This window comes from Micromonospora sp. NPDC048871, assembly GCF_043198155.1.
GTDB lineage: Bacteria > Actinomycetota > Actinomycetes > Mycobacteriales > Micromonosporaceae > Micromonospora.
In genome coordinates, this window is sequence record NZ_JBICUM010000009.1 from 16,822 (window position 1) to 40,786 (window position 23,965).

Genomic DNA, 23,965 nt, shown 5'->3' on the forward strand with positions numbered 1-23,965 from the left:
GAGGGGTGGGACCGTAGTCGTCGTTGTCGATAAGGAGAAGGGCAACACCACTGACAACAAGCTGACACATTCACCCTGCTCATTTACCGCTACCGTCGGCTGGTGGCTGCGGGGAGCGGCGACGGCCCGGCCGGACGGGCCGAGGTCAGGCGACATCCACTCGGTAACCTGTGGCGGCTGCGGCGCTATCTGCGTCCGCACGTCGTGGAGTTCAGTCTCCTGCTGCTGGCCGGTCTCGCCGCGACCGGGGCGGGAATCGCCGTACCCCTGGTGGCTCAGCGGGTGGTCGATGGCCCGGTGGCCGACCGGGACCTGGTGGGATTGTTCCAACTGGCCGGGCTGGCGCTGGTCCTCGGCCTGGTCGAGGCCCTGCTGATCTTCATTCGCCGGTGGGTGCAGTCGTCCTCCTCGGTGGCGATGGAGACGAGGATCCGGGACGACCTCTACGCCCACCTTCAGCGGCTGCCGGCCAGCTTCCACGACCGGTGGCCCTCCGGCCAGTTGCTCTCCCGGATCACCACCGACCTGTCGGTGCTGCGCCGATTCCTGGCCTTCGGGCTGTTCTTCCTCGTCCTCAACCTGGCCACCTACCTGGTCGTGATCGTGCTGCTGATCCGGCTGCATCCGGTGCTCGGCCTGCTGGTGGCGGCCAGCGCGGTGCCCCTGTTCCTGATCTCCCGTCGCTTCGGGCGGTACTACCACGCCGCCTCCCGCCGGATGCAGGACCAGCAGGGGGATGTCGCCACCCAGGTCGAGGAGACCGCGCAGGGGCTGCGCACCATGAAGGCGTACGGGCGGGGGCCCCAACTGACCGCCCGGTTCGCGACCAGCACCCGGGCGTTGCACGACACCGGGGTGCGCAAGGGCCGGCTGCTGGGTCGTACCGCCGCCCTGCTCGATCTGGTGCCGAACCTGACCCTGGGCATCGTGCTGGTGGCCGGGGCCGCCGCAGTGGCTCAGGGGCGGCTCAGCATCGGCGAACTGGTCGCCTTCGCCAGCCTCCAGTTGATGCTGATCTGGCCGGTGCAGTCGCTGGGTTGGATCATCGCCAACGGGCAGGAGGCGGCCACCGCCGCCGACCGGATTCAGGAGGTGCTGGACACCCCGCCGGCCATCGTCGACTCCCCCGGGGCCATCGCCCTGCCCCGGTCGGAGGTACGCGGTCGACTCCGCTTCGAGGCGGTCACCTTCCGCTATCCGGGTACCGCCGCACCCGTGCTGGACGGCATCGACCTGACCGTCGAGCCCGGGGAGACCCTGGCGCTGGTCGGTGCCACCGGCAGCGGCAAGAGCACAGTGCTGTCCCTGGTGCCCCGGCTGCACGAGGTCACCGCGGGCCGGATCACTCTGGACGGGCACGACCTGCGGGAACTGCAATTGACCTCGCTGCGTCGGCTGGTCGCGGTGGCCTTCGAGGAACCCACCCTGTTCTCCATGTCGGTGTGGGAGAACCTCACCCTGGGTCGGCCCGACGCCGGTGCCGAGGAGGTGCGGGCGGCCCTGGCCCTGGCCCAGGCCGATTTCGCGTACGACCTGCCGTGGGGGTTGGAGACCCGGCTGGGCGAGCAGGGGCTGTCGCTGTCCGGCGGGCAACGGCAGCGCCTGGCGTTGGCCCGGGCGGTGCTGGTGCGGCCCGCGGTGCTGGTCCTGGACGATCCGCTCTCCGCCCTAGACGTGCACACCGAGGCCCTGGTGGAGTCCGCCCTCAAGCAGGTGCTGCGGGAGATGACCGCGCTGGTGGTGGTGCACCGGCCCTCCACGATCGCCCTGGCCGACCGGGTGGCCCTCCTTCAGGAGGGGCGGATCACCGCCGTGGGGCGGCACACCGACCTGCTGGCCGAGGTGCCGGCGTACCGCAGGTTGCTCTCCGCCGAGCCGGCCGGGGTCGGCCCGGCACCGGGCGGTCCCCCACTGGTGCGCTCGTGACCGGCGGGGCGGATCGGCCGGACGGCCCGTTACCGGGGCGGACACCCGAGCAGCGAGCGGACGGGGTCGATCCGGCGCGCTGGCGGGGGCTGGCCGCCGATCCGCACGCCGACCGCAGTCTCGCCGAGGACAGCTCACCCGAGGCGGTGGCTCGGCTGCGGGTCCGCAGTCGGGCCCTGCTGGCCGAGGTGCTGCGCCCGCATCGGGGCCGGCTGGGCGGGGCGGTGGCGCTGCTACTGACCCAGAACGCGGCGGCGATGGCCGGGCCGTACCTGGTCATGCTCGGCATCGACCGGGCGATCGACCCGCTGCGCGACGGCGACACCGGCCCCCTGGCGGCCGTCGCGGTGGCCTTCGCCGCGGCCACCGGCATCGAGTACGCCGCCCGACGGGCCTTCCTCACCCTCTCCGCCCGGATCGGCCAGGCCGTCCTGCTGGATCTGCGCCAACGGGTGTACGAGCACTTCCTGCGCCTGCCGGTGGCCTTCCACGAGCGGTACACCTCCGGTCGGATGATCTCGCGACTGACCAGCGACATGGACTCCATCGCCGAGCTGGTCGACGGTGGGGTGGAGAGCCTGGTGATGGCGGCCCTGACGATCGTGTCGGTGGCCGGCATCCTGCTCTGGTTGGATCTGCCGCTGGCCGCGGTCACCCTGCTGGCCTTCCCGCTGCTGTTCTGGCTGTCCCGCTGGTTCGCCCGGGCCTCGGCGGTGGCCTACCGCCACACCCGGGAGGCCATGGCGCTGGTCATCGTCCACTTCGTGGAGTCGATGCGGGGCATCCGGGCCGTGCAGGCCTACCGTCGGGAGCCGCGCAACCAGGACATCTTCGCCTCCGTCAATGACGAGTACCGCCGCGCCAGCCGGCGCGCCTACCGGCTGATCGCCACCTACGCGCCGGGGATCAAGCTGATCGGCAACATCACCGTGGCGGTGGTGCTCTGCTACGGCGGGGCCCGGGTGCTCGGCGGGGAGACCGGGGTGGGGGTGCTGGCGGCCTTCCTGCTGTACCTGCGTCGGTTCTTCGAGCCCATGCAGGAGCTGAGCCAGTTCTACAACTCCCTCCAGTCGGCCACAGCCGCCCTGGAGAAGCTGGCCGGGGTGCTCGACGAACGGCCCGAGGTGGCCGAGCCGGCCCGACCGGTGCCCCTGCCGTCGGGACCGGCCCGGGGGAAGGTCACCTTCTGCCAGGTCGCCTTCGGGTACCGGCCGCAGGCACCCATCCTGGCCGGGCTGGACCTGACCATCCCCGCCGGGCAGACGGTGGCGTTGATCGGGCCGACCGGTGCCGGCAAGTCGACCCTGGCCAAGCTGCTGGCCCGATTCCACGACCCGGTGTCCGGCACGGTCAGCCTGGACGGGGTGGACCTGCGCCAGGTGGCCGATGCGCAGTTGCGCCGGGCGGTGGTGCTGGTCACCCAGGAGACCCACCTGTTCGGTGGCACCGTGGCGGAGAACATCCGGTTCGGTCGCCCGGACGCCGACGACGCGGCCGTCGAGGCCGCCGCCCGGGCGATCGGCGCCCACGACTTCATCACAGCACTACCCCAGGGGTACGCCACCGAGGTGCACCGGCGCGGCGGGCGCCTCTCCGCCGGGCAGCGGCAACTGGTCGCCTTCGCCCGCGCCTTCCTGGCCGACCCGGCGGTGCTGATCCTGGACGAGGCCACCTCCTCGCTGGACATCCCGACGGAACGGCTGGTGCAGCATGCCCTGGGCACCATCCTGCGGGACCGGACCGCGGTGGTGATCGCCCACCGGCTCTCCACTGTGGAGATCGCCGACCGGGTGCTGGTCCTGGACGAGGGCCGGATAGTCGAGGACGGCCCCCCGGCCGAACTGGTCACCGGGGAGGGCCGGTACGCCGCCCTGCACCGCCAGTGGGTCGAGTCGCTGCTGTAGTAATTCGATGCCCGGCGGCGCGTGGCTGCCTACCATCGACGGATGACTGATACGGCGAGGACGGCCCGCACCGGGGTCCCCGAGCGTCCCACCCTGGAGGGGCTCGAGGAGACCTGGTCGCGCCGCTGGCAGGAGGAGGGCACGTACGCGTTCGACCGCTCGAAGGCGGCTGTCCGGGGTCGCGGCGAGGCGTCAGACTCGCCGAGCCCGGATGGCCGTAGCTCGGACGTATACGCGATCGACACCCCGCCGCCGACCGTATCGGGCGAGCTGCACATGGGGCATGTGTTCTCGTACACCCACACCGACCTGGTGGCCCGGTTCCAGCGGATGCGGGGGCGGACGGTCTTCTACCCGATCGGCTGGGACGACAACGGGCTGCCCACCGAACGCCGGGTGCAGAACGTGTACGGGGTGCGCTGCGACCCGTCCCTGCCGTACGACCCGCACTGGCAGGCCCCGGCCGCGCCGGTGGACGACGCCGCCCGCAAGGACCCGACCCCGATCTCCCGGCGCAACTTCATCGAGCTGTGCGAGCGGTTGACCGCCGAGGACGAGCAGGTCTTCGAGGCGCTGTGGCGTCGGCTCGGCCTGTCGGTGGACTGGTCGCTGATGTACACCACGATCGGTCCGCTGGCCCGGGCCGCCTCGCAGCGGGCCTTCCTACGCAACCTGGCCCGGGGTGAGGCGTACCAGTCGGAGGCGCCGACCCTGTGGGATGTCGGCTTCGGCACCGCGGTCGCCCAGGCCGAGTTGGAGGATCGGGAGCGGCCGGGGGCGTACCACCGGTTGCGGTTCCACGCCCCCGACGGGCGGGAGGTGCTGATCGACACCACCCGTCCGGAGCTGCTGCCGGCATGTGTGGCCCTGGTCTGCCACCCCGACGACGAGCGGTACGCGGACCTGGTCGGCGGCGTTGTGCGTACTCCCCTGTTCGAGGTGGAGGTGCCGGTGCGCGCGCACCCGCTGGCGGAGCCGGCCAAGGGCACCGGCCTCGCGATGGTCTGCACCTTCGGTGACCTGACCGACGTGACCTGGTGGCGGGAGCTGGACCTGGACACCCGGGTGGTGATCGGGCGGGACGGCCGGCTGCTGCCGGAGCCGCCGGCCGGGGTGCCGGGGCGACCGTACGCGGCACTGGCCGGGCAGACCGTCAACGCGGCCCGACGCACCATCGTGCAGTCGCTGACCGAGGCGGGTGAGCTGGCCGGGGAGCCGCGCCCGATCAGCCATCCGGTGAAGTTCTACGAGCGGGGTGACCGGCCGCTGGAGATCGTTTCGACCCGGCAGTGGTATCTGCGCAACGGTGGCCGGGACGCCGACCTGCGGGCGGAGTTGCTGGCCCGGGGAGACGAGCTGCGCTGGGTGCCGGAGCACATGCGGCACCGCTACGAACACTGGGTGAGTGGGCTGACCGGGGACTGGCTGGTCAGCCGGCAGCGGTTCTTCGGGGTGCCGGTGCCGGTGTGGTACCGGCTCGACGGCACTGGCGAGCCGGACTGGTCCCAGCCTCTCACGCCGGACGAGGGTTCGCTGCCGATCGATCCCTCCGAGGACGCCCCCGCCGGGTACGACGAGTCCCAACGTGGCATGCCGGGGGGTTTCATCGGCGACCCGGACGTGCTGGACACCTGGGCCACCTCGTCGCTGACCCCGCAGATCGCCGCCGGGTGGGAGACCGACCCGGACCTGTTCGCCCGGGTCTTCCCGATGGACCTGCGTCCCCAGGGGCAGGAGATCATCCGGACCTGGCTGTTCGCCACGGTGGTGCGGGCCCACCTGGAACACGGCACCCTGCCCTGGCACACCGCCGAGTTGTCCGGCTGGATCCTGGACCCGGACCGCAAGAAGATGTCCAAGTCCAAGGGCAACGTGGTAACCCCGATGGCCCTGCTGGAGCAGCACGGCTCCGACGCGGTGCGGTACTGGGCGTCCACCGGACGTCCCGGGGTCGACCTGGCCTTCGACCCGACCCAGATCAAGATCGGTCGGCGGCTGGCCACGAAGCTGCTCAACGCCTCCCGCTTCGCCCTGGGGCTGGGCGCCGCCGAGGCCCTGCGTGCCCCGGCCACCGAACCCCTGGACCGGGCCATGCTCGCCACCCTGGCCGAGGTGGTGACGACCGCCACCACGGCCTTCGAGGCGTACGACCACACCGCCGCCTTGCAGGCCGCGGAGTCCTTCTTCTGGCGGTTCTGCGACGACTACATCGAGTTGGTGAAGGAACGCGCCTACGGCACCGGGGCGGGGGCGGATTCGGCCCGGGCCGCCCTGGCCACCGCGCTGTCGGTGCAGTTGCGGCTGTTCGCCCCGGTGCTGCCGTACGCGACCGAGGAGGTGTGGTCCTGGTGGCGGTACGGCTCGGTGCACCGGTCACCCTGGCCCACGAAATACGAGGTGGGGCGGGCGATCCAGGGCGAGGGGGATCCGGGGTTGCTGCGGTTGGCCGCCGAGGCGCTGGGGCAGGTCCGGCGGGCCAAGTCCGAGCGGAAGCTGTCGATGAAGGCGGCCGTCCCGTTGGCCGAGGCCCTCGGCCCGGCCGCTGTGCTGGACCAGTTGACCCTGTTCGTCGACGACCTACGTTCGGCCGGGCACATCGACAAACTCGACCTCCTTGCCGACCGCACCCCCGAACTCGTCATCGCCTGCGCCTTCTGAGGGGATGTAAGGAAGGGCACCTTATTAACGCCTCGTGCATAGGAAGGGCCCCCTATTAACACGCGCCGATCCACCGCGATCGGGCACTGTTAATAAGGGGCCCTTCCTCTACCGCAGGCGTTAATAAGGTGCCCTTCCTTACACCTCAGCTGGTTTCGCCGGCTACCGAGAAGGAGCGGAGGCGGTTGATGGCCAGCAGGGTGAAGCCGACACAGATCAGCACGGTCATCACGGCCGCCACCGGTACGGAGACCGTCGTGTCGAGCAGGTTCGTCGGGGCCAGCCGGTCGGCCAGGGCGATCACGTAGTGCTGGATGGAGAGCACCCGGGTGCCGGTGACCACGTTGCCGAGCAGCCCTTCCCAGATCAGCACGTAGACCAGGCCGAGCAGGACCGGCCGCCGGGTCAGCAGGCTGGCCGCCAGGAACAGCGCCGAGTAGGCCAGGGCACCCACCGAGGCGGCGACGGCCAGCCCCAGTCCGAGGCGTACCGAGTCGGCCAGCAGGCCGGCGGCGAACAGTGGCACCGCCACGGCGGCCGCGGTGGCGCCGACCGCCACGGCCAGCTTCGGCAGCACGATCTGCCAACGCGGCAGGGGGGTGGTCAGGACGTGTACGACCGTGCCGTCGTCGATCTCGGCACCGAGCACCCCGGTGCCGACGATCAACGCGACCACCGGCAGCACCACGGCCAACCCGAGGCCGACCAGCACCGGCGGCCCCCAGGAGTCAGCTGGCACCCCCAGCCCTCGGGACAGCACGGCCAGTACGACCAGCAGCAGGGGCAGCGGCAGCAGCAGAAGGAACCGGCGACGCCCGAACAGCCCGCGCGCGGTGATCCAGCAGACAGTGGACATCAGGCCTCCACCAGGTAGGAGAAGACGCTCTCCAGGGACTCGTCCTCGGGCAGCAGTTGACGCACCCGTACGCCCCGGGCCAGGGCGACCTTCGGCAGTACCCGGGTGAAGGCGCCGTAGTCGCCGGCCCGTACGGTCAGCCCGTCGCGGCCCAACTCCACGCCGGTCACCGAGGGCTCGGCCATCAGGGCCACGGCCAGGGCCCGGTCGTCCGTGGAGCGGATGGCGAAGACGTGCGGCCGGTTGGTCATCAGCCGACGGATGGTGCGGAAGTCACCGGAGGCGGCCAGCCGTCCGGCGACCATCACCTGCACGGTCCCGGAGACCTGCTCGACCTCCTCCAGGATGTGCGAGCTGAACAGGATGGTGCGGCCGGCGTCGCCGAGGGAGTGCAGCAACTCCATCATGTGCAGCCGTTGACGCGGGTCCATGCCGTTGAAGGGCTCGTCCAGCAGCAGCACCTGGGGGTCGTGCACCAGGGAGGCGGCGACCCGGGCACGCTGCCGCATGCCCTTGGAGTAGGTGCCGATCCGGCGGTCCTGCGCGCTCTCCAACTCGACCATGGCGATCGCCCGGCGGGCCGCCGCCTGCGGGTCGGGCAGCTTGTGCAGCTTCGCGGTGGCCAGCACGAACTCGTACGCGGTGAGGAAGCTGTGCACGGCCTCCCGCTCGCTGACCAACCCCAGCCGTCGGTAGACCTCCGGGTTGCGCCAGGTGGGTTGACCGTCCAGGGTGACCTGCCCACGGGAGGGGGCCAGGAAACCGGCCATCATGTGCAGCAGGGTGGTCTTGCCCGCGCCGTTGGGCCCGAGCAGCCCGGTCACCCCCGGCCCCAGGCTCATGCTCACGTCGTTGACCGCCACCACGTTGCCGTACCAGCGGGACACCCCGGCCAGGTCGAGGGTGCTGGTGGTGGCCGGGGCGGGATTACTGGTCGTGGTCATCGGGCGGCCACCTTCCGGTAGCGGGCCAGCAGCAGGGCGACCCCGGCGGCGACCAGGGCGACGGCGACCAGGGCGTACACCGGGCCGAAGGATCCCAGGTCCGGGCCGCCTTCCCCCTCGGTGATCAGTTGGTCGCCCATGGTCCAGATCCCGACCCCCTGCACCAGGGTGGACGGCGAGGCGATGCCGGCCAGTTGGTTGGCGGCCTGCGAGGGCAGGATCGACAGGACCCCGACGATCGGGGTGGTCATCAGGAACACGGCGACGATGCCACCGGCGGCGAAGGCCCGCTTGCCGGTCAGCGAGGCGATCAGCAGGCCCACCGAGGCGAAGACCACCGCCCACAACCCGGCGTAGAGCAGGCCGGGCAGCAGGTCCAGCAGCTCGTCCCAGACCGCGCCCATGCCGTCGCTGGTGAAGGCGGCACCGAGGAACATCAGCAGTTGCGGCGCACCTAGCAGCAGCCAGAGGGCGGTGACCAGCGCCAGCAGCTTGGCCAACGGGTAGTCGGCCGTCGGCAGGGGCCGGGAGAAGTACAGCGGGAGCACCCCGCTGCGCAGGTCCCGGGAGACCAGTTCGGGCGCGGCCACCGCGACGAAGAAGATGACCAGCCAGCTCATCGAGTCCGCGAACTGGGCGTACGTCATCAGGGACTGGCCGATCTGGCTGCTGATCGCGGTCAGCGAGGCGGCCACCATCAGGACGATGCCGACCACCAGCCAGGGGAAGATCTTGGCCTTGGCGCTGCGGCCCAGCCCGAAGGTGGTCCGCACCCCGTGGCGGTACAGCGCGCCGAAGACGTGTCGGCGGCCCAGTCGTGGGCCGGTGTAGCGCTGGTAGCCGATGTCGTGGATGACCCCGGTCGGTTCAGACATGGCTGCCCTCCCTCCGGGCGAAGAGCTCGGCCACCCGGTGCCGGCGCTGGTCCAGCCGGTGCAGCGGCAGGTCCAGGTCGGCGACCGCACCGATGATGAGGTCGTACGTCTGCTGGTCGGCCAGGGGGACGAGCAGCAGCCGCCCCTCCCGGCTGACCGGCAGGTCCAGGGCGGCCAGTCGGGTGGCCAGGGCCTCGGTGCCCTCGCTGACCTCGACGGCGAGCACATCCGTGGTCGAGGTCATCGCGGCGATGTGGTCGGCGCGCAGCAGCCGTCCGCCGTCGATGGCGACCAGGGTGTCGCAGATCCGCTCGACCTCGCCGAGCAGGTGGGAGCAGACCAGTACGGAGATGCCGAACTCCGTGCCGATCCGGTGCACCAGGGCCAGCATGGCGTCCCGGCCGGCCGGGTCGAGGCCGTTGGTGGGCTCGTCGAGCAGCAGCAGGTCGGGGTCGTGCACCAGGGCCTGAGCGAGCTTCACCCGCTGCTTCATGCCGGTGGAGTAGCCCCCCACCGGACGATGGCGTTCCTCGTGCAGCCCGACGTGCCGCAGCGCCTCGGAGGCCCGTTCCCGGGCGGCGGTGCGCGGTAGGCCGCTGATCTGCCCGAGATGGGTGACCAGTTCGGCGGCGGACAGGTCAGGTGGCAGGCAGTCGTGCTCCGGCATGTAGCCGACCCGGGCGCGGACCCCCGCCGGGTCGGTGGTCGGGTCCATGCCCAGCACCCGGACCCGGCCTCGGGTCGGAGTGAGCAGGCCGAGCAGGAGCTTGATCAGAGTCGACTTGCCGGCACCGTTGGCCCCGACGAGACCGACGATTCCCGGCTGGACCGTGACTGTCAGTTCCGACAGCGCGGTCACCCCACCGCCGTAGACCTTGGTCAACGACTCGGTTTCGATCAGTGTCACGTCGACAGCCTAGAGACGGAGGCCAACGTAATCTGTCCGGTACACGCCCCGGATTTCCCTGATCCTGCTTCCGGCGACTCCCCTAGGGAGGCGCCGCATCCGGCGCGATCGCCGGAGGGTCGTGCACCCACCCCGCCCTGGAAAGATCGACTGTCTGGTACAGACTGAAGCTCACCAATCGGTCTTCCGACGGCCACGATGGGTAGTGGTGAGCCATGACGGGCGAGGTCAAGGTAAGTGTGGTGGTCCCGACCTACAACTCGGGTGGGCACCTCCAGCAGTTGATCGACTCGCTGTTGCGCCAGTCGATGCCGGCGACGGACTTCGAGATCATCTTCGTCGATGACGGCTCGACCGACGACACCCCCGCCCGGCTGGCGGCGCTGGCCGCCGCCCACCCCAATGTCGAGGTGCTGCACTGCCCGCACTCCGGTTGGCCGTCGCGCCCCCGCAACCTGGCCCTGGCCCGGGCGCGCGGCGAGTACGTGCAGTTCGTCGACGACGACGACTGGCTGGCCGAGGAGGCCCTGGAACGGCTGTACGGCTACGCGGTGGCCAACGGCGCCGACATCGCCATCGGCAAGATGACCGGGCACGGCAGGTCGGTGCCCCGTGATCTGTTCCGGGTCAACCGCCCCGACGCCCGGCTGGCGGACTCCCCGCTGATCGGGAGCCTCACCTGCCACAAGATGTTCCGCCGGGCCTTCCTGCTGGAGCACGACCTGCGGTTTCCGGACGAGGACCGCAAGCGGCTGGAGGACCACCACTTCGTCATCCGGGCGTACCTGCTCTCCCGGCGCACGAGTGTGCTCTCGGACTACACCTGCTACCACCATGCCCGGCGGCCGGACGGGGGCAACCTGACCGCCACCCGGATGGAGCCGGCCGGCTACTACAGCAGCCTGCGTGAGGTGCTGGACATCGTCGACGCGCACACCGAGCCGGGGCCCATGCGCGACAAGCTGCACCGGCGGTGGCTGCGCACCGAGATGATCCGCCGGCTGCGCGGCAACCGGTTGCGTAACGCTCCCCGGGACTGGGTCGACCAGGTCGCCGCGGAGGTGCGGAAGACCATCCAGGAACGGTTCGCGCCGACGGTCGCGGGCCAACTGCCGGCCTTGGAGCGTACGGTCGCCGGGCTGGTCACCGAGGGACGGGTGGAGGACCTGCTCAGGTTGGCCGAATGGGACGCCGACATCCGCGCCCGGACCCGCCTGAAGGCGTACGAGTTGACCGGCTCGATCCTGACCGTGCTGCTCAACAGCCAGCTCCGCAGCGGCGAGGAACCTCTCACGATCCGGCAGGTCGACGGCCGGGACCGGCTGGTCGTACCGGTCGAGGTGCCGGACGAGTGGGTCGACTGCACCGAGGACCTGGGCCGGGCCCGCCTCGACGTGGTCGCCCGGCACGCCACCGGGCACGAGGAGTTCTTCCTGCCGGTGCACTTCGAGGTGGATCGGGTGGCCGGTGCCGGGGGCGAGTTCCAGGTGCACTACCGGGGCGCGGTCACGGTCGACTTCGCCGGCCTCAACGGCGGTCGTACCCAGGGCGGGTGGATCCTCAAGGCCCGGGTCACCGGCTACGGCTGGTCCCTCGACACGAAGCTGCCCCTGGAGATCACCTGCCCTGCGGACGGTGCCCGGCCGGTGGTGGTGGACAAGCGGAAGAAGAAGACCCCGGCCCCACCGCAACCCGGACCCGGCCGATTGCGGCGGATGGCGGGGTCGGTGCGGCGCCAACTGGGTCTGACCCGAACCTAGGCGGGTACGCCGCCGAGGCTTTTGTCCGGCAGTAGTGAACGTGATCGGGCCGGTGGCGGTGGTGCCCTCGACCGATCGGCGGTCGGCTGCAAAACTGTGTGCCGGTCGCCGGAGTTGGGGGTCTGATGAGCAACGGGTGGGTGCTGCCCGACGAGGTGCTGCGGGACGCACCGGCGTACACGCCGCGTCCCGGCGAGCTCGCGGATCTGGAGTTGCTGCTGACCGGTGCGTACGCACCCTTGACCGGCTTCCTGACCCGGGCCGACCTGGTCTCGGTCAGCCGCCGGGGCCGACTCGTCGACGGCACCCCCTGGCCGGTGGCGGTGACCCTTCAGGTGCCCGCCGCCCTGCTGCGCGACATCGACCTGGCCGACCCGAACGGACGCACCCTGGTGCTCACCGACGGCGAGGGGGCCCCGGTGGCGGCCCTGGAGGCCACCGACGCCTGGCAGGTACGCGAGGGGGTGGCCGGGGTGGGCGGCAGCGTACGCCGCCTCGGTGACGGGGGGCACGGGCCGTTCCAGCGGTTACGGCGTACCCCGGAGGAGATCCGCGCCCTGCTGCCACCGGGACGGGTCCTCGGCGTCATCGCCGACCGGCCCCTGCACCGGCCGCAACTGGCCCAGATCGCGCACGCCGTACGCACCCTGAGCGCCCACCTGCTGGTCATGATTCCGGTCGGCGAGGACGGCACCGGCGGGCTGCCGCCGGAGGCGCTGGTGCGCTGCGTGTTCGCCGCGCGGGACCGGATGCCCCCGGCGACCGTGGTGGCGGTGCCCCTGGCCCGCCGACGGGACGAGATCGGCGACGCCCTGCTCCGGGCCCGGGTCTCGGCCGCGTACGGCGTCACCCACCTGCTCTCCACCAGCGAGATGCTCTCCGGGGGCGGGCTGCGGGTGCTGGTGCCGCGGGAGTTGGCCTACGACAACCGGGACGGCCAGTGGCGCTGGCGGGAGGACATCCCGCCGCGCAACCGTCGCCTCGCCCTGACCCACGACGAGATCGAGGACCTGCTGGACCGGGGCTTCCCGCTGCCGGAGTGGCACACTCCCCCGGCGGTGGCCAAGGAGCTCAGCCGGGCCCGGCCACCCCGACGGCACCGGGGCCTGGTGGTCTTCCTCACCGGCCTCTCCGGTTCGGGCAAGTCGACCATCGCCCGAGGGCTGGCCGATGCCCTACGGGAGCAGGGCGAACGCACGATCACCCTGCTGGACGGGGATGTGGTGCGCCGGGAACTGACCGCCGGGCTGGGCTTCAGCAAGGCCGACCGGGACACCAACGTACGCCGGATCGGCTGGGTGGCCGCCGAGCTCGCCCGGCACCGGGGCATCGGCATCTGCTGCCCGATCGCCCCGTACGCCCAGGCTCGGGCGACCGCCCGGGAGATGGCGGTGGCGGCGGGCGCCGGGTTCGTGCTGGTACATGTGGCCACCCCGCTGGAGGTCTGCGAGCGGCGCGACCGCAAGGGCCTGTACGCGCGGGCGCGGGCCGGGCTGCTGACCGGGATGACCGGCATCGACGACCCGTACGAGGAGCCCACCGACGCCGACCTGGTCATCGACACCAGTGACCTGGACGTGGACGAGGCGGTCCAGCAGGTCCTGATCCACCTGACCGAGACCGGCTGGATCGAGCCGCGCCTGCAGTCCTTCTGATGCGGCGTACCGCCATCCGGCTGGCCGACGGCCGGGAGCTGATCTACTACGACGAGCGCGACGATGTCGTCCGGGACCAGCCGGACCGGCGGGAGCTGCCGCCTCCCCCGCTGGCCTCCCAGCTGCGCTACGACCCGCTGACCGACGAGTGGGTGGCGCTGGCCGTACACCGGCAGACCCGCACCTTCCTGCCCCCGGCCGACCAGTGCCCGCTCTGCCCCTCCACCCCCCAGCGGCTCAGCGAGATCCCGGCCCCCGACTACGCCGTCGTGGTGTTCGAGAACCGATTCCCGGCCTTCAGCGCGCGGGTGGTCGCCGAACCGGCGGAGATCACCCCCCTTACCCCGGCCCGACCCGGCCGGGGCCGCTGCGAGGTGGTCAGCTTCACCGCCGACCACCAGGCCTCTTTCGCGGACCTGCCGCCGCGCCGGGTCCGCACCGTCCTGGACGCCCTGGCCGACCGTACGACCGTGCTGAGTGAGCTGCCCGAGGTCGAGCAGGTCTTCTGCTTCGAGAACCGGGGGGTGGAGATCGGGGTGACCCTGCACCACCCGCACGGGCAGATCTACGCCTACCCCTTCCTACCCCCGCGTACCCGGTCACTGCTGGCCGCGGCCCGCCGCCACGCCGCCCGCACCGGCGGGCGCAACCTGTACGCCGACGTGCTGAGCGCCGAACGCGCCTCCGGCGAGCGGGTGGTGGCGGCCAACGAACACTGGACGGCGTACGTCCCGGCTGCCGCCCGGTGGCCCTTCGAGGTGCATGTGGCTCCGCACCGGCCGGTGCCGGACCTGCCCGCGTTGACCGAGGCCGAACGGGACGCCTTCGGCCCCCTCTACCTGGACCTGCTGCGCCGCTTCGACGGGCTGTTCGACGGCCCGATGCCGTACATCGCCGCCTGGCACCAGGCCCCGGTACGCATCGACCGCGAACTCGGGCACCTGCATCTGCAACTGTTCAGCATCCGGCGGGCGGCGGACAAACTGAAGTACCTGGCCGGGTCGGAGTCCGCGATGGGCGTCTTCATCAACGACATCGCCCCGGAGCAGGCCGCCGCCCTGCTCCGGGCCGCCGCACCCGCAGCCTCCTGATCCGCAGCCAGAAGCCCCTACCCGCCTGATCTCACCGCCGCCAGGCTGCTCTCACCGCTGGCCGGCCGCGCCCTCTCTCGCTCCTTCTCCGCACCCTCCCCGGACCTGCCCGCGACCTCACCTCCCCCGGACCTGGCGGCGCACTTACCGACACCCCCTTCTGCGGCGCGGGACCCTCTTTGCGCCTGGCAGCGGCAGGTCCTGGAGACGGAGCGCAAGGCCCGGACAGGGCGCAAGGGCGCGGGGGGCCCGGGACAGGGCCCCCCGCGGGGAAGGGACGGCTGGCTGTGCTCGACAGCCGGGAAGGCTGGCTGGGCACTCGGACCGCACGGCGGCCACGATCAACCTTCCAGGGACGGGACTGGCATCACGTCCACTCAGGTCAACGAGGCACGCCGGGGCAGGTGACGCCAGATTGCGCGTCTTGTCCGAACACGCCGGTTGTGCCGGGACCAGCCGTGGCGGGATTCAGGGCTGGCCGGGGCCGGGACCAGCCGAGGGCCGGCGAGGGGAAGCCGAGCCGGGGGCCGGGGAACGAGCGAGCCCGCCGGCCCCGGAGGGGTCGACGGGCTCGCTCGGTACGACGGATCAGGCGGCGAGGCGGCGCGCCAGGTTCTCGTCGAGCGCGTTCATGAACTCGTCGGTGGTCAGCCACGGGGCGTCCCGCGAGATCAGCAGCGCGAGGTCCTTGGTCATCTGGCCGCCCTCGACGGTGTCGACGATGACCTGCTCCAGGGTGTTGGCGAACTCGGTGACCGCCGGGGTGCCGTCCAGCTTGCCCCGGTGGGCCAGGCCCCGGGTCCAGGCGTAGATCGAGGCGATCGGGTTGGTCGAGGTCTTCTCGCCCTTCTGCCACTGCCGGTAGTGCCGGGTGACCGTGCCGTGGGCGGCCTCGGCCTCGACGGTGCGGCCGTCGGGCGACAGCAGCACCGAGGTCATCAGGCCGAGGGAGCCGAAGCCCTGCGCGACCGTGTCGGACTGCACGTCACCGTCGTAGTTCTTGCAGGCCCAGACGTAGCCACCCTCCCACTTGAGCGCGGCGGCGACCATGTCGTCGATGAGCCGGTGCTCGTAGGTGAGGCCGGCGGCGTCGAACTCGGCCTTGAACTCGTTCTCGAAGACCTCGGCGAAGATGTCCTTGAACCGGCCGTCGTACGCCTTGAGGATGGTGTTCTTGGTCGACATGTAGACCGGGTAGCCCCGGTCCAGGCCGTACCGGAACGACGCCCGGGCGAAGTCCCGGATCGAGTCGTCGTAGTTGTACATGCCCATGGCGATGCCGCTGCCGGGGAAGTTGGCGATCTCCATCTCGATCGGCTCGGCGCCGTCGGCCGGGGTGTAGGTGATGGTCACCTTGCCCGGGCCGGGCACGACGAAGTCGGTGGCCCGGTACTGGTCACCGTGGGCGTGCCGGCCGATGATGATCGGCTTGGTCCAGCCGGGGACGAGCCGCGGCACGTTGGACATGATGATCGGCTCGCGGAAGACGACGCCGCCGAGGATGTTGCGGATGGTGCCGTTCGGCGACCGCCACATCTTCTTGAGCCCGAATTCTTCCACCCGGGCCTCGTCCGGGGTGATGGTCGCGCACTTGACACCGACGCCGTGCTCCTTGATGGCGTTGGCGGCGTCGACGGTCACCTGGTCGTCGGTGGCGTCGCGGTGCTGGATCGACAGGTCGTAGTAGTGCAGGTCGACGTCGAGGTAGGGCAGGATCAGCTGCTCCCGGATCTGCTTCCAGATAATCCGGGTCATCTCGTCGCCGTCGAGCTCCACGACCGGGTTGTTTACCTTGATCTTCGCCATCGGCCGGCGCTCCTCTCGGGGGACACATGCTCAAGCAGTACGAGCGTACTGGACGCGCCCGAACCGGGAACGTCGCGGCCACCGGTTGGCCGACCGCCCGGGACTGAAACCCTCGGGACCACCCGGCTCCCGGACCCTCGCGTCACGAGCGGGGCTGCCGGTCCGGCATTTCGGTCAGCGCGCTCGGACGGGCCGCCGGGCCCGGCGCGGAATTACCCCACCGGGCCCGGAACATGCAGGTACGCGCGCCGCGCTCAGCCAGCCTGCGCCGGGTCGTGCATCCACTGCACCAGCTGGAGGATCACCCCGTTGGGGTCGGTGACCTGGAAGAAGCGCTCTCCCCAGGGTTCGGTCTGGATGGGTGTGGTGATCGGCACACCGGCCGCCTGGATCTTGGCGTACTCGGTGTCGATGTCGTCGACCACGAAGGCGACGAGCACCCCCTCGGCCCGCTGGGCCTTGAGGCTCGGCGGCTGAAGGCTGGCCAGCCCGGTACGCAGGAAGACCAGGTTGAAGCCCACCCCCTCGCGGGTCAGTGACACGAACCCGTCGGCCGACATCTCCTCCCGGAACCCGAAGTGCTGCTTGACGAACTCGGCCGAGGCCGAGACGTCCTGGACGTTGAGCGAGATGGCCGATCCGGTGATCTGCACGTGCCCTCCCAGAAACGAAATCTTCGTACATTGTACTACGTACTACGTACGGTGATTTGACCTGCGAGGATCCAGGGATGCCCCACCGGACCGGAGGCGGAGATCCCGCCCACACCCTGCGACTTCTGTGGCGTCGAACCGAGGAGGGCCCGCGGCGCGGCCCACGCCAGGGCCACTCGCTGGACGACATCGTGCAGGCCGCGATCGAGTTGGCCGACGGTGCGGGGTTGGACGCGGTGACCATGCGGTCGCTGGCCAAGGCGATCGGGGTGGCGCCGATGACCCTCTACACGTACGTGCCGGGGAAGGCCGAACTGCTCGACCTGATGCTGGACTCGCTCTACGCGCAGATGCCCCGGCCGGACCGTTCCGGCCAGTCGTGGCGTACCCGGGTGGCTGCGGTGGCCCAGGACAACCGGGAGCTTTTCGCGGCCCATCCGTGGGCTGCGGAGGTCGCCACCGGCCGGCCGCCGCTGGGGCCGGGCCTGATGGCCAAGTACGAGTACGAGCTACGCGCCTTCGACGACACCGGCCTGGACGATGTGACCCGGGACGCCGCGTTGACCTACGTCCTCGACTTCGTCCGGGCGGCGGCCCGCTCCGCGATCGAGGCCCAGTCCACCCGGCAGGCCAGCGCCTGGACCGACGAACAGTGGTGGACCGCCAACGCCCCCCTGCTGGCCGAGGTCCTCGACGAGCGGCGCTACCCCACGGCCGTCCGGGTGGGTGCCGCCGCCGGCGCCGCCCACAACGCCGCCTACCACCCCGATCACGCCTACACCTTCGGCCTGGCCCGAGTCCTGGACGCCCTGACCACCCTGATCAATCCCCCTTCTTCCCCCTGACGATCAAGAGGTTTGCGTCTCGGATCGGTTCCTCCGAGACGCAAACCTCTTGATCAACTCAGCAAAGGGGGTGCGGGGTTACATGGAGGCCACGTCGGCCTGCTTGGCGCGGACGGCCTCGGCGGCCTCCTTGAGGGCGGCCAGCTCGTCGGCGTCGAGGTCGGTCTCGACTACCCGCTTGACGCCCTGGGCACCGATCTCGGCCTCGACCCCGAGGTAGACCCCGGAGATGCCGTACTCACCGTCGACCCAGGCGCAGACCGGCATGACCTCGCCGGAGTCCTCCGCGACGGCCTTGGCCATCCGGGCGGCGGCGGCCGAGGGGGCGTAGTACGCCGAACCGGTCTTGAGCAGCGCCACTACCTCGGCGCCACCGTTGCGGGTCTTGACGACCAGCTCCTCGATCTGCTCGGCGGGCATCGCCTCGCGCAGCGGCTTGCCGTTGACCGAGCTCTTGGAGGGCACCGGCACCATGGTGTCGCCGTGCGAGCCGAGGGTCAGGGTCGTGACGGTCTTCACCGGTACGTTCAGCGCCTCGGCCACGAAGTTGGTGAACCGGGCGGTGTCCAGCATGCCGGCCTGGCCGAGCACCCGCTGGTGCGGGAACTGGGTGGCGAGCTGGGCCAGCGCGGTCATCTCGTCCAGCGGGTTGGAGACCACGATCACCACGGCGTTCGGGGCGTACTTGGCCACGTTCTCGCTGACCTGGCGGACGATCTTCGCGTTGGTCTCCAGCAGGTCCATCCGGCTCATGCCCGGCTTGCGGGGCAGGCCGGCGGTGATGACCACCACGTCCGAGCCCTCGATGGCCTCGTAACCCTCGCCGTTCGGGCCGGTGGTGACGCCAACGATCTTGGTCTCGAAGCCCTCGATGGCCCGCGACTGGTTGAGGTCCAGGGCGAGACCCGCGGGCTTGCCCTCCACGATGTCGGTGATCACGACGGTGTCGAAGACGTCGTACTCGGCCAGGCGCTGTGCGGTGGTGGAGCCGTAGAAACCGGCGCCGACGACAGTGACTTTCTTACCCATGGTCGTCCCACTCCCTGATACCAGTCGGTTTTCCGGACCGTATCAGCCATGGTGGCACCGATCAGGCCAGGGGCGGACGGTTATGAGCAGCTTGGGGGTTCCGTTGCGCCGCCTTGGGTGTTAATAGGGGACCCTTGCTCTACCGGAGGCGTTAAGAAGGTGCCCTTCCTTACACCTCAGCCGCGTTCGGCGCGCTCCACCACGTTGCTGAGCAGCATGGCGCGGGTCATCGGGCCCACGCCGCCGGGCATCGGCACGACCTTGCCGGCCACCTCGGCGACCTCCGGGTCCACGTCGCCGGTGTAGCGGCCCTTGCCGTCCGGGCCGATCACCCGGGTGATGCCCACGTCGACCACTACCGCCCCCGGGGTGATCATGTCGGCGGTGAGCAGCCCGGGCACCCCGGCGGCGACGATCACGATGTCGGCGGCCCGGGTGTGCGCGGCGAGGTCCAGGGTGCCGGTGTGGCACAGGGTCACGGTGGCGTTCTCGCTGCGTCGGGTGAGCAGCAGGCCCAGCGGACGGCCCACGGTGTTACCCCGGCCGACCACGGCGACCTTGGCCCCCCGCAGCGGCACCTCGTGCCGGCGGAGCAGTTCCACGATGCCGCGCGGGGTGCACGGCAGGGGCCCCTCGTAGCCGAGCACCAGCCGCCCCAGGTTGACCGGGTGCAGACCGTCGGCGTCCTTGTCCGGGTCGATCAGCTCCAGCACCCGCTGGGTGTCCAGGTGGCCGGGCAGGGGCAGTTGGACGATGTAGCCGTGGCAGGCCGGGTCGGCGTTCAGCTCGGCCAGGGTCTCGTCGACCTGGGCCTGGGTGGCCTCGGCCGGCAGTTCCCGCCGGATCGAGGCGATGCCGACCTCGGCGCAGTCCCGGTGCTTGCCGTTGACGTACGCCTGGGAGCCGGGGTCGCTGCCGACCAGCACCGTGCCGAGCCCGGGCACGATGCCCCGCTCCGCCAGCGCCTTCACCCGTGCCCGCAGTTCGTCCTTGATCTCAGCTGCGGTCGCCTTGCCGTCCAGAAGCGTCGCCGTCACGCCTCAGATCGTCTCATGACCGGTACGTCCGGCTGGCGTGGACCAGGCCAGCTCACCGACACCCGGGCCGAGGCACCACTCTCCGCAATGTGCATATCATCACGCTAGGTGATCGCCTGGCGGGGTGTTCGGTCCTCGGGCCGGACAATCAGGCGAGAAAACCCCGGAGCCCGGCAGGCCGACGCACCGGCCCCGACTCGCCACCAACCTCCCCCAGCCTCCCCGAAACCTCGCAGACTTTTGCCCGCTGATGTCGCGATAAAGCGGGAGGAACTTATAGCACGGGCAGGGCTACCCGACCAGCATCAGAACCCCGTTCCGTTATCCGTTCGCAACCGGCACGTGGTCGACCGCAGCTCACGGATCTACCGTTGCTTCTCGTTACGCAGAGTCACCCAGTGCCGGGTCCGGCTGCGTTGCGTAAGGAGATGAGGAGGCCTGATGCGTGTTCGTAGGCTCGCGGCCTGGACCGCTATCCCGCTCGCGGTGACCCTGGGCCTGGTGGCCTGTGGCTCGGGTGGCGGCAGTGGGTCCGGCGAGAGCGACCCCCATGCGGCCGTGCGGATCGAGATCGCCGAGCCGCAACACCTGGTGCCGACCAACACCAACGAGACCAGCGGCTCCCAGGTGCTGTCGGCCCTGTTCAGCCCGCTGGTCGACTATGACGCAGCGCACAAGCCGTACGAGGTGGCGGCCGAGTCGATCACGTCCGAGGACAACACCACCTGGACCGTGAAGCTCAAGGACGGCTACACCTTCCACAACGGCGAGAAAGTCACCGCCGACAACTACATCGACGCCTGGAACTACGGCGCGTACGCCCCCAACGGGCAGAACTCCAGCTACTTCTTCGAGAAGATCGCCGGCTACGAGGACCTGCAGGGCGAGACCCCCAAGGCCACCACCCTCAGCGGGCTGAAGAAGGTCGACGACCAGACCTTCACGGTCACCCTGTCCCAGCCGTACAGCGAGTTCAAGTCGATCCTCGGGTACACCGCCTTCTACCCCCTGCCGAAGGCCGCCTTCTCCGCCCCCGGGGTGCTGGCCGAGGGGTACGAGCAGGCGCCGATCGGTCAGGGCCCGTTCAAGATGAAGGGCACCTGGCAGCACGACGCCAAGGTCGAGGTCGAGCGGTACGACGCCTTCCCCGGCGAGCAGCCGAAGGTGGCCGGTGTCGAGTTCCGGATCTACCAGCAGCTCACCGCCGCGTACGCGGATGTGCTGTCGGACAACCTGGACGTGATCAAGACCATCCCCACCGAGAACCTGTCGACGGCCTCCGTCGACCTGGGTGACCGGTTCCGGCAGACCCCGGCCTCCTCGCTGCACTTCCTGGCCTTCCCCACCTTCCAGGACGAGTTCAGCAACCCGGACGTGCGCAAGGCCATCTCGATGGCGATCGACCGCGAGGAGATCACCAAGTCGATCTTCAAGGACTCCCAGCAGCCGGCCCGCTCGTTCGTCTCGCCGGTCGTGGCCGGGTACCGGGACAACACCATCGGCACCGCCGGTGAGTTCGACCCGGTCAAGGCCAAGGAGTTGTACGAGGCCGCCGGTGGCCCCTCGAAGATCACCCTGTCGTACAACGGCGACGGTGGTCACAAGGACTGGATCGACGCCACCTGCAACCAGCTCAAGGCCAACCTGGGCGTGGAGTGCGTCGGCAACGCCGAGCCGAAGTTCGCCGACCTGCTGACCAAGGTCAAGGACAAGCAGTCGGTGGGCCTGTTCCGGATGGGCTGGGTCATGGACTACCCCTCCATGGAGAACTACCTGGGCCCGCTGTTCAGCAGCAACGGCTCGTCGAACTACTACGGCTACAGCAACCCCGAGTTCGACAAGCTGCTCGCCGAGGGGGTCAGCGCCTCCAGCGAGGAAGAGGCGATCAAGAAGTACCAGGCCGCCGAGGACCTGCTGGCCCAGGACATGCCGGTGGTGCCGCTGCGGTTCGGTCAGAACAACTTCGGGCACTCGACCAAGGTGAAGAACGTCGAGGTGGACGTCTTCGACCGGGTCGACCTGCTCAAGATCGAGGTCGTCAAGTAACCCAGGCAGGAAAAGGCGGGTCGGGTCATCGCGTGATGACCCGACCCGCCACGGCATTCGCCCTTTTTCAGGGAGACTGCCAAGTATGTTCCGCTTCATCGTGCGGCGGCTGCTCCAGATGGTCGTGGCCTTCTTCGGCACCACCCTGATCGTCTACGCCCTGATGTTCGCCGGTCAGGGCGACCCGATCCAGGCCCTGGCCGGCGAGCGTCCCGTCACCGCCGCCCAGCGGGCGTACCTGACCGAGAAGTACCACCTGGACGCGACCGGTGTCGGCGGCTTCTTCTACCGCTACTTCGACTATCTGAAGAACCTGGTCCGGGGCGACCTGGGCGAGTCGCTGACCGGCCGGTCCATCGGGGAGATCCTGGCCAACGCCTGGCCGGTCACCATCAAGTTGGCCCTCATCGCCATAGCGGTAGCCGTCATCTTCGGGGTCACCGCGGGGGTGCTCGCCGGCATCCGGCGGGGCAGCATCTTCGACAACTCCACCCTGCTGCTGACCCTGCTGGTGCTCGGCATCCCGACCATCGTGCTGGCCCCCCTCGCGCAGTACCTCCTGGGCGTCAAGTGGCAACTCTTCCCGGCCACCTCCGGAGCCGACCCGGACTTCTACGCCCTGCTGCTGCCCGGCCTCGTGCTCGGCTCCCTCTCCCTGGCCACCGCGCTGCGGCTGACCCGTACCTCGGTGGCGGAGAACCTGCGCGCCGACTACGTGCGTACCGCCCGGTCCAAGGGCCTGCCGAGGCGACGGGTGGTGAGCGTGCACGTGCTGCGCAACTCGCTGATCCCGGTGATCACCTTCCTCGGGGTGGAACTGGGCAACCTGATGAGCGGCGCGATCATCACCGAAGGGGTGTTCAACATCCCCGGCGTCGGCTTCAACCTCTTCCGTGGCATCCGCACCGAGGACGGCCCCCTGGTGGTGGGCATCGTCAGCGTGCTCGTCGTGGTCTACCTCGTCTCCAACCTGGTGGTGGACATCCTGTACGCCGTACTCGACCCGAGGATCCGGTATGAGTGACTTCGAAACGGTGGCGTCCACGGAGAACCAGGACGCCCGACGGGGGGTGTCCGGCGATCCGCGTACCCCGGGTCGGATCGGCCAGCCCAACAAGCCCCGCAGCCTGGCCGGCGACGCCTGGCGGGACCTGCGCCGCAAACCCATCTTCTGGATCAGCCTGCTGCTGGTGCTGCTGATCACCGCGATGGCGGTCGCCCCCGGGCTGTTCACCCGCAACGACCCGGCGGACTGCGTACTGGCCCGCCAGCATGCCGCCCCCTCGGGCGGGGCCTTGTTCGGGTACGACTTCCAGGGCTGCGACACGTACGCCCGGGCGGTCTACGGGGCCCGGGCCTCGTTGCTGGTCGGCGCCCTCTCGGCCCTGCTCACCGGAGTGGTCGCGCTGGTCGTGGGAATGCTGGCCGGCTACTTCGGCGGCTGGGTCGACGCGGTGCTGTCCCGGATCGTCGACATCGTGCTCGGCATCCCGCTGCTGCTGGCCGCGATCGTCCTGCTCAAGCGGGTGGCCAGCGACAGCGCCACGGTACGACTGGCCTCGGTCATCTTCGTGCTGGCGGTGCTCGGCTGGACCACGACCGCCCGGGTGGTCCGCTCCTCGGTGATCACCGCCCGGCAGCAGGACTACGTGGCCGCGGCCCGGATGCTCGGCGCCGGCAACGGCCGGATCATGTGGCGGCACATCCTGCCGAACGCGCTGGCCCCGGCGATCGTGGTGCTGACCATCGCCCTGGGTTCGTTCATCGCCGCCGAGGCGACCCTGTCGTTCCTCGGGATCGGGCTGAAGGAACCCACCATCTCCTGGGGCATCGACATCAACAACGGTCGGGTGCACATGCGGGAGTCGGCCACCCCCCTGGTGGTCCCGTCGACCTTCCTGGCCCTGACCGTGTTGGCGTTCATCATGCTCGGCGACGCGATCCGCGACGCCTTCGACCCGAAACTGCGGTGA

Annotated in this window: 18 protein-coding genes; 10 read left to right on the top strand and 8 right to left on the bottom strand. The window is 70.4% G+C overall.

The window, feature by feature from the left end:
• Positions 1-102 precede the first annotated feature (102 nt).
• The 3 genes from ACGFIK_RS19770 to valS are packed head-to-tail and all read left to right on the top strand — an operon-like array spanning position 103 to position 6,488.
• Positions 103-1,926 carry an ABC transporter ATP-binding protein gene (locus ACGFIK_RS19770; RefSeq protein WP_327024148.1) on the top strand — a complete coding sequence of 608 codons (1,824 nt, stop codon included), beginning with the start codon at positions 103-105 and terminating at the stop codon, positions 1,924-1,926.
• Entirely contained in the window at positions 1,923-3,830 is a 1,908-nt protein-coding gene (locus ACGFIK_RS19775; protein ID WP_327024147.1) for an ABC transporter ATP-binding protein, read from the top strand. The genes ACGFIK_RS19770 and ACGFIK_RS19775 overlap by 4 nt, the downstream gene beginning before the upstream one ends.
• A 42-nt stretch (positions 3,831-3,872) precedes the next feature.
• Positions 3,873-6,488, top strand: a complete 2,616-nt coding sequence (valS, locus tag ACGFIK_RS19780; protein ID WP_393340578.1) for a valine--tRNA ligase — start codon at positions 3,873-3,875, stop codon at positions 6,486-6,488.
• 145 nt (positions 6,489-6,633) lie between these two features.
• Here the strand turns inward: valS and ACGFIK_RS19785 are convergent, their stop codons facing one another.
• From ACGFIK_RS19785 to ACGFIK_RS19800, 4 genes are read right to left on the bottom strand one after another with little or no spacing between them, the layout of a single operon-like run.
• Positions 6,634-7,344 (bottom strand): ABC transporter permease subunit, encoded by a 711-nt coding sequence (locus ACGFIK_RS19785; protein WP_393340580.1) that lies wholly within the window; start codon positions 7,342-7,344, stop codon positions 6,634-6,636.
• Complete coding sequence (locus ACGFIK_RS19790) at positions 7,344-8,288, bottom strand: ABC transporter ATP-binding protein (protein ID WP_357531907.1); 945 nt, start codon at positions 8,286-8,288, stop codon at positions 7,344-7,346. Before ACGFIK_RS19790 ends, ACGFIK_RS19785 begins: the two co-directional genes overlap by 1 nt.
• A complete protein-coding gene (locus ACGFIK_RS19795; protein ID WP_327024143.1) occupies positions 8,285-9,163 on the bottom strand; it encodes an ABC transporter permease in 879 nt (292 codons plus the stop codon). The genes ACGFIK_RS19790 and ACGFIK_RS19795 overlap by 4 nt, the downstream gene beginning before the upstream one ends.
• On the bottom strand, positions 9,156-10,070 hold the full coding sequence (locus ACGFIK_RS19800; protein WP_327024142.1) for an ABC transporter ATP-binding protein: 915 nt from the start codon (positions 10,068-10,070) through the stop codon (positions 9,156-9,158). Before ACGFIK_RS19800 ends, ACGFIK_RS19795 begins: the two co-directional genes overlap by 8 nt.
• A 215-nt stretch (positions 10,071-10,285) precedes the next feature.
• Here ACGFIK_RS19800 and ACGFIK_RS19805 point away from each other — a divergent pair, with 215 nt between their 5' ends.
• From ACGFIK_RS19805 to galT, 3 genes are all read left to right on the top strand, one after another.
• Complete coding sequence (locus tag ACGFIK_RS19805; RefSeq protein ID WP_327024141.1) at positions 10,286-11,830, top strand: glycosyltransferase family 2 protein; 1,545 nt, start codon at positions 10,286-10,288, stop codon at positions 11,828-11,830.
• A gap of 125 nt (positions 11,831-11,955) precedes the next feature.
• Positions 11,956-13,485 carry an adenylyl-sulfate kinase gene (cysC, locus tag ACGFIK_RS19810; protein ID WP_327024140.1) on the top strand — a complete coding sequence of 510 codons (1,530 nt, stop codon included), beginning with the start codon at positions 11,956-11,958 and terminating at the stop codon, positions 13,483-13,485.
• Positions 13,485-14,576 (top strand): galactose-1-phosphate uridylyltransferase, encoded by a 1,092-nt coding sequence (gene galT, locus ACGFIK_RS19815; protein ID WP_393340584.1) that lies wholly within the window; start codon positions 13,485-13,487, stop codon positions 14,574-14,576. Before cysC ends, galT begins: the two co-directional genes overlap by 1 nt.
• 588 nt (positions 14,577-15,164) lie before the next feature.
• On the opposite strand, the gene ACGFIK_RS19820 is transcribed toward galT, so the two are convergent.
• Positions 15,165-16,382, bottom strand: coding sequence for an NADP-dependent isocitrate dehydrogenase (locus ACGFIK_RS19820; RefSeq protein WP_327024138.1), 1,218 nt, complete (start codon positions 16,380-16,382; stop codon positions 15,165-15,167).
• A 254-nt stretch (positions 16,383-16,636) separates the two neighbouring features.
• On the bottom strand, positions 16,637-17,035 hold the full coding sequence (locus tag ACGFIK_RS19825) for a VOC family protein (protein ID WP_357531912.1): 399 nt from the start codon (positions 17,033-17,035) through the stop codon (positions 16,637-16,639).
• A 77-nt stretch (positions 17,036-17,112) separates the two neighbouring features.
• Between ACGFIK_RS19825 and ACGFIK_RS19830 the strand changes: the two genes are divergently transcribed.
• On the top strand, positions 17,113-17,880 hold the full coding sequence (locus ACGFIK_RS19830) for a TetR/AcrR family transcriptional regulator (RefSeq protein WP_357531913.1): 768 nt from the start codon (positions 17,113-17,115) through the stop codon (positions 17,878-17,880).
• A gap of 78 nt (positions 17,881-17,958) precedes the next feature.
• On the opposite strand, the gene ACGFIK_RS19835 is transcribed toward ACGFIK_RS19830, so the two are convergent.
• Together ACGFIK_RS19835 and ACGFIK_RS19840 are read right to left on the bottom strand one after the other, a co-directional pair.
• Positions 17,959-18,909 carry a malate dehydrogenase gene (locus tag ACGFIK_RS19835; protein WP_357531914.1) on the bottom strand — a complete coding sequence of 317 codons (951 nt, stop codon included), beginning with the start codon at positions 18,907-18,909 and terminating at the stop codon, positions 17,959-17,961.
• Between the two features lie 176 nt (positions 18,910-19,085).
• Positions 19,086-19,946, bottom strand: coding sequence for a bifunctional methylenetetrahydrofolate dehydrogenase/methenyltetrahydrofolate cyclohydrolase (locus tag ACGFIK_RS19840; RefSeq protein WP_327024134.1), 861 nt, complete (start codon positions 19,944-19,946; stop codon positions 19,086-19,088).
• Between the two features lie 441 nt (positions 19,947-20,387).
• Here ACGFIK_RS19840 and ACGFIK_RS19845 point away from each other — a divergent pair, with 441 nt between their 5' ends.
• The 3 genes from ACGFIK_RS19845 (at position 20,388) to ACGFIK_RS19855 (ending at position 23,965) form a co-directional block, all read left to right on the top strand.
• A complete protein-coding gene (locus tag ACGFIK_RS19845) occupies positions 20,388-21,992 on the top strand; it encodes an ABC transporter substrate-binding protein (protein ID WP_357531915.1) in 1,605 nt (534 codons plus the stop codon).
• 85 nt (positions 21,993-22,077) lie between these two features.
• The gene (locus ACGFIK_RS19850; protein WP_327024132.1) at positions 22,078-23,016 is read left to right on the top strand and encodes an ABC transporter permease; all 939 of its coding nucleotides are present in this window, start codon (positions 22,078-22,080) and stop codon (positions 23,014-23,016) included.
• Positions 23,009-23,965, top strand: coding sequence for an ABC transporter permease (locus ACGFIK_RS19855; RefSeq protein ID WP_327024131.1), 957 nt, complete (start codon positions 23,009-23,011; stop codon positions 23,963-23,965). The genes ACGFIK_RS19850 and ACGFIK_RS19855 overlap by 8 nt, the downstream gene beginning before the upstream one ends.

Excerpts from the sequence above, each read along its gene's own strand:
- ACGFIK_RS19835 (WP_357531914.1), bottom strand. The coding sequence starts at position 18,909 with ATGGGTAAGAAAGTCACTGTCGTCGGCGCCGGTTTCTACGGCTCCACC.
- ACGFIK_RS19850 (WP_327024132.1), top strand. The coding sequence starts at position 22,078 with ATGTTCCGCTTCATCGTGCGGCGGCTGCTCCAGATGGTCGTGGCCTTC.
- ACGFIK_RS19820 (WP_327024138.1), bottom strand. The coding sequence starts at position 16,382 with ATGGCGAAGATCAAGGTAAACAACCCGGTCGTGGAGCTCGACGGCGAC.
- ACGFIK_RS19805 (WP_327024141.1), top strand. The coding sequence starts at position 10,286 with ATGACGGGCGAGGTCAAGGTAAGTGTGGTGGTCCCGACCTACAACTCG.
- valS (WP_393340578.1), top strand. The coding sequence starts at position 3,873 with ATGACTGATACGGCGAGGACGGCCCGCACCGGGGTCCCCGAGCGTCCC.
- galT (WP_393340584.1), top strand. The coding sequence starts at position 13,485 with ATGCGGCGTACCGCCATCCGGCTGGCCGACGGCCGGGAGCTGATCTAC.
- ACGFIK_RS19790 (WP_357531907.1), bottom strand. The coding sequence starts at position 8,288 with ATGACCACGACCAGTAATCCCGCCCCGGCCACCACCAGCACCCTCGAC.
- ACGFIK_RS19830 (WP_357531913.1), top strand. The coding sequence starts at position 17,113 with ATGCCCCACCGGACCGGAGGCGGAGATCCCGCCCACACCCTGCGACTT.
- ACGFIK_RS19785 (WP_393340580.1), bottom strand. The coding sequence starts at position 7,344 with ATGTCCACTGTCTGCTGGATCACCGCGCGCGGGCTGTTCGGGCGTCGC.
- ACGFIK_RS19855 (WP_327024131.1), top strand. The coding sequence starts at position 23,009 with ATGAGTGACTTCGAAACGGTGGCGTCCACGGAGAACCAGGACGCCCGA.
- cysC (WP_327024140.1), top strand. The coding sequence starts at position 11,956 with ATGAGCAACGGGTGGGTGCTGCCCGACGAGGTGCTGCGGGACGCACCG.
- ACGFIK_RS19795 (WP_327024143.1), bottom strand. The coding sequence starts at position 9,163 with ATGTCTGAACCGACCGGGGTCATCCACGACATCGGCTACCAGCGCTAC.
- ACGFIK_RS19845 (WP_357531915.1), top strand. The coding sequence starts at position 20,388 with ATGCGTGTTCGTAGGCTCGCGGCCTGGACCGCTATCCCGCTCGCGGTG.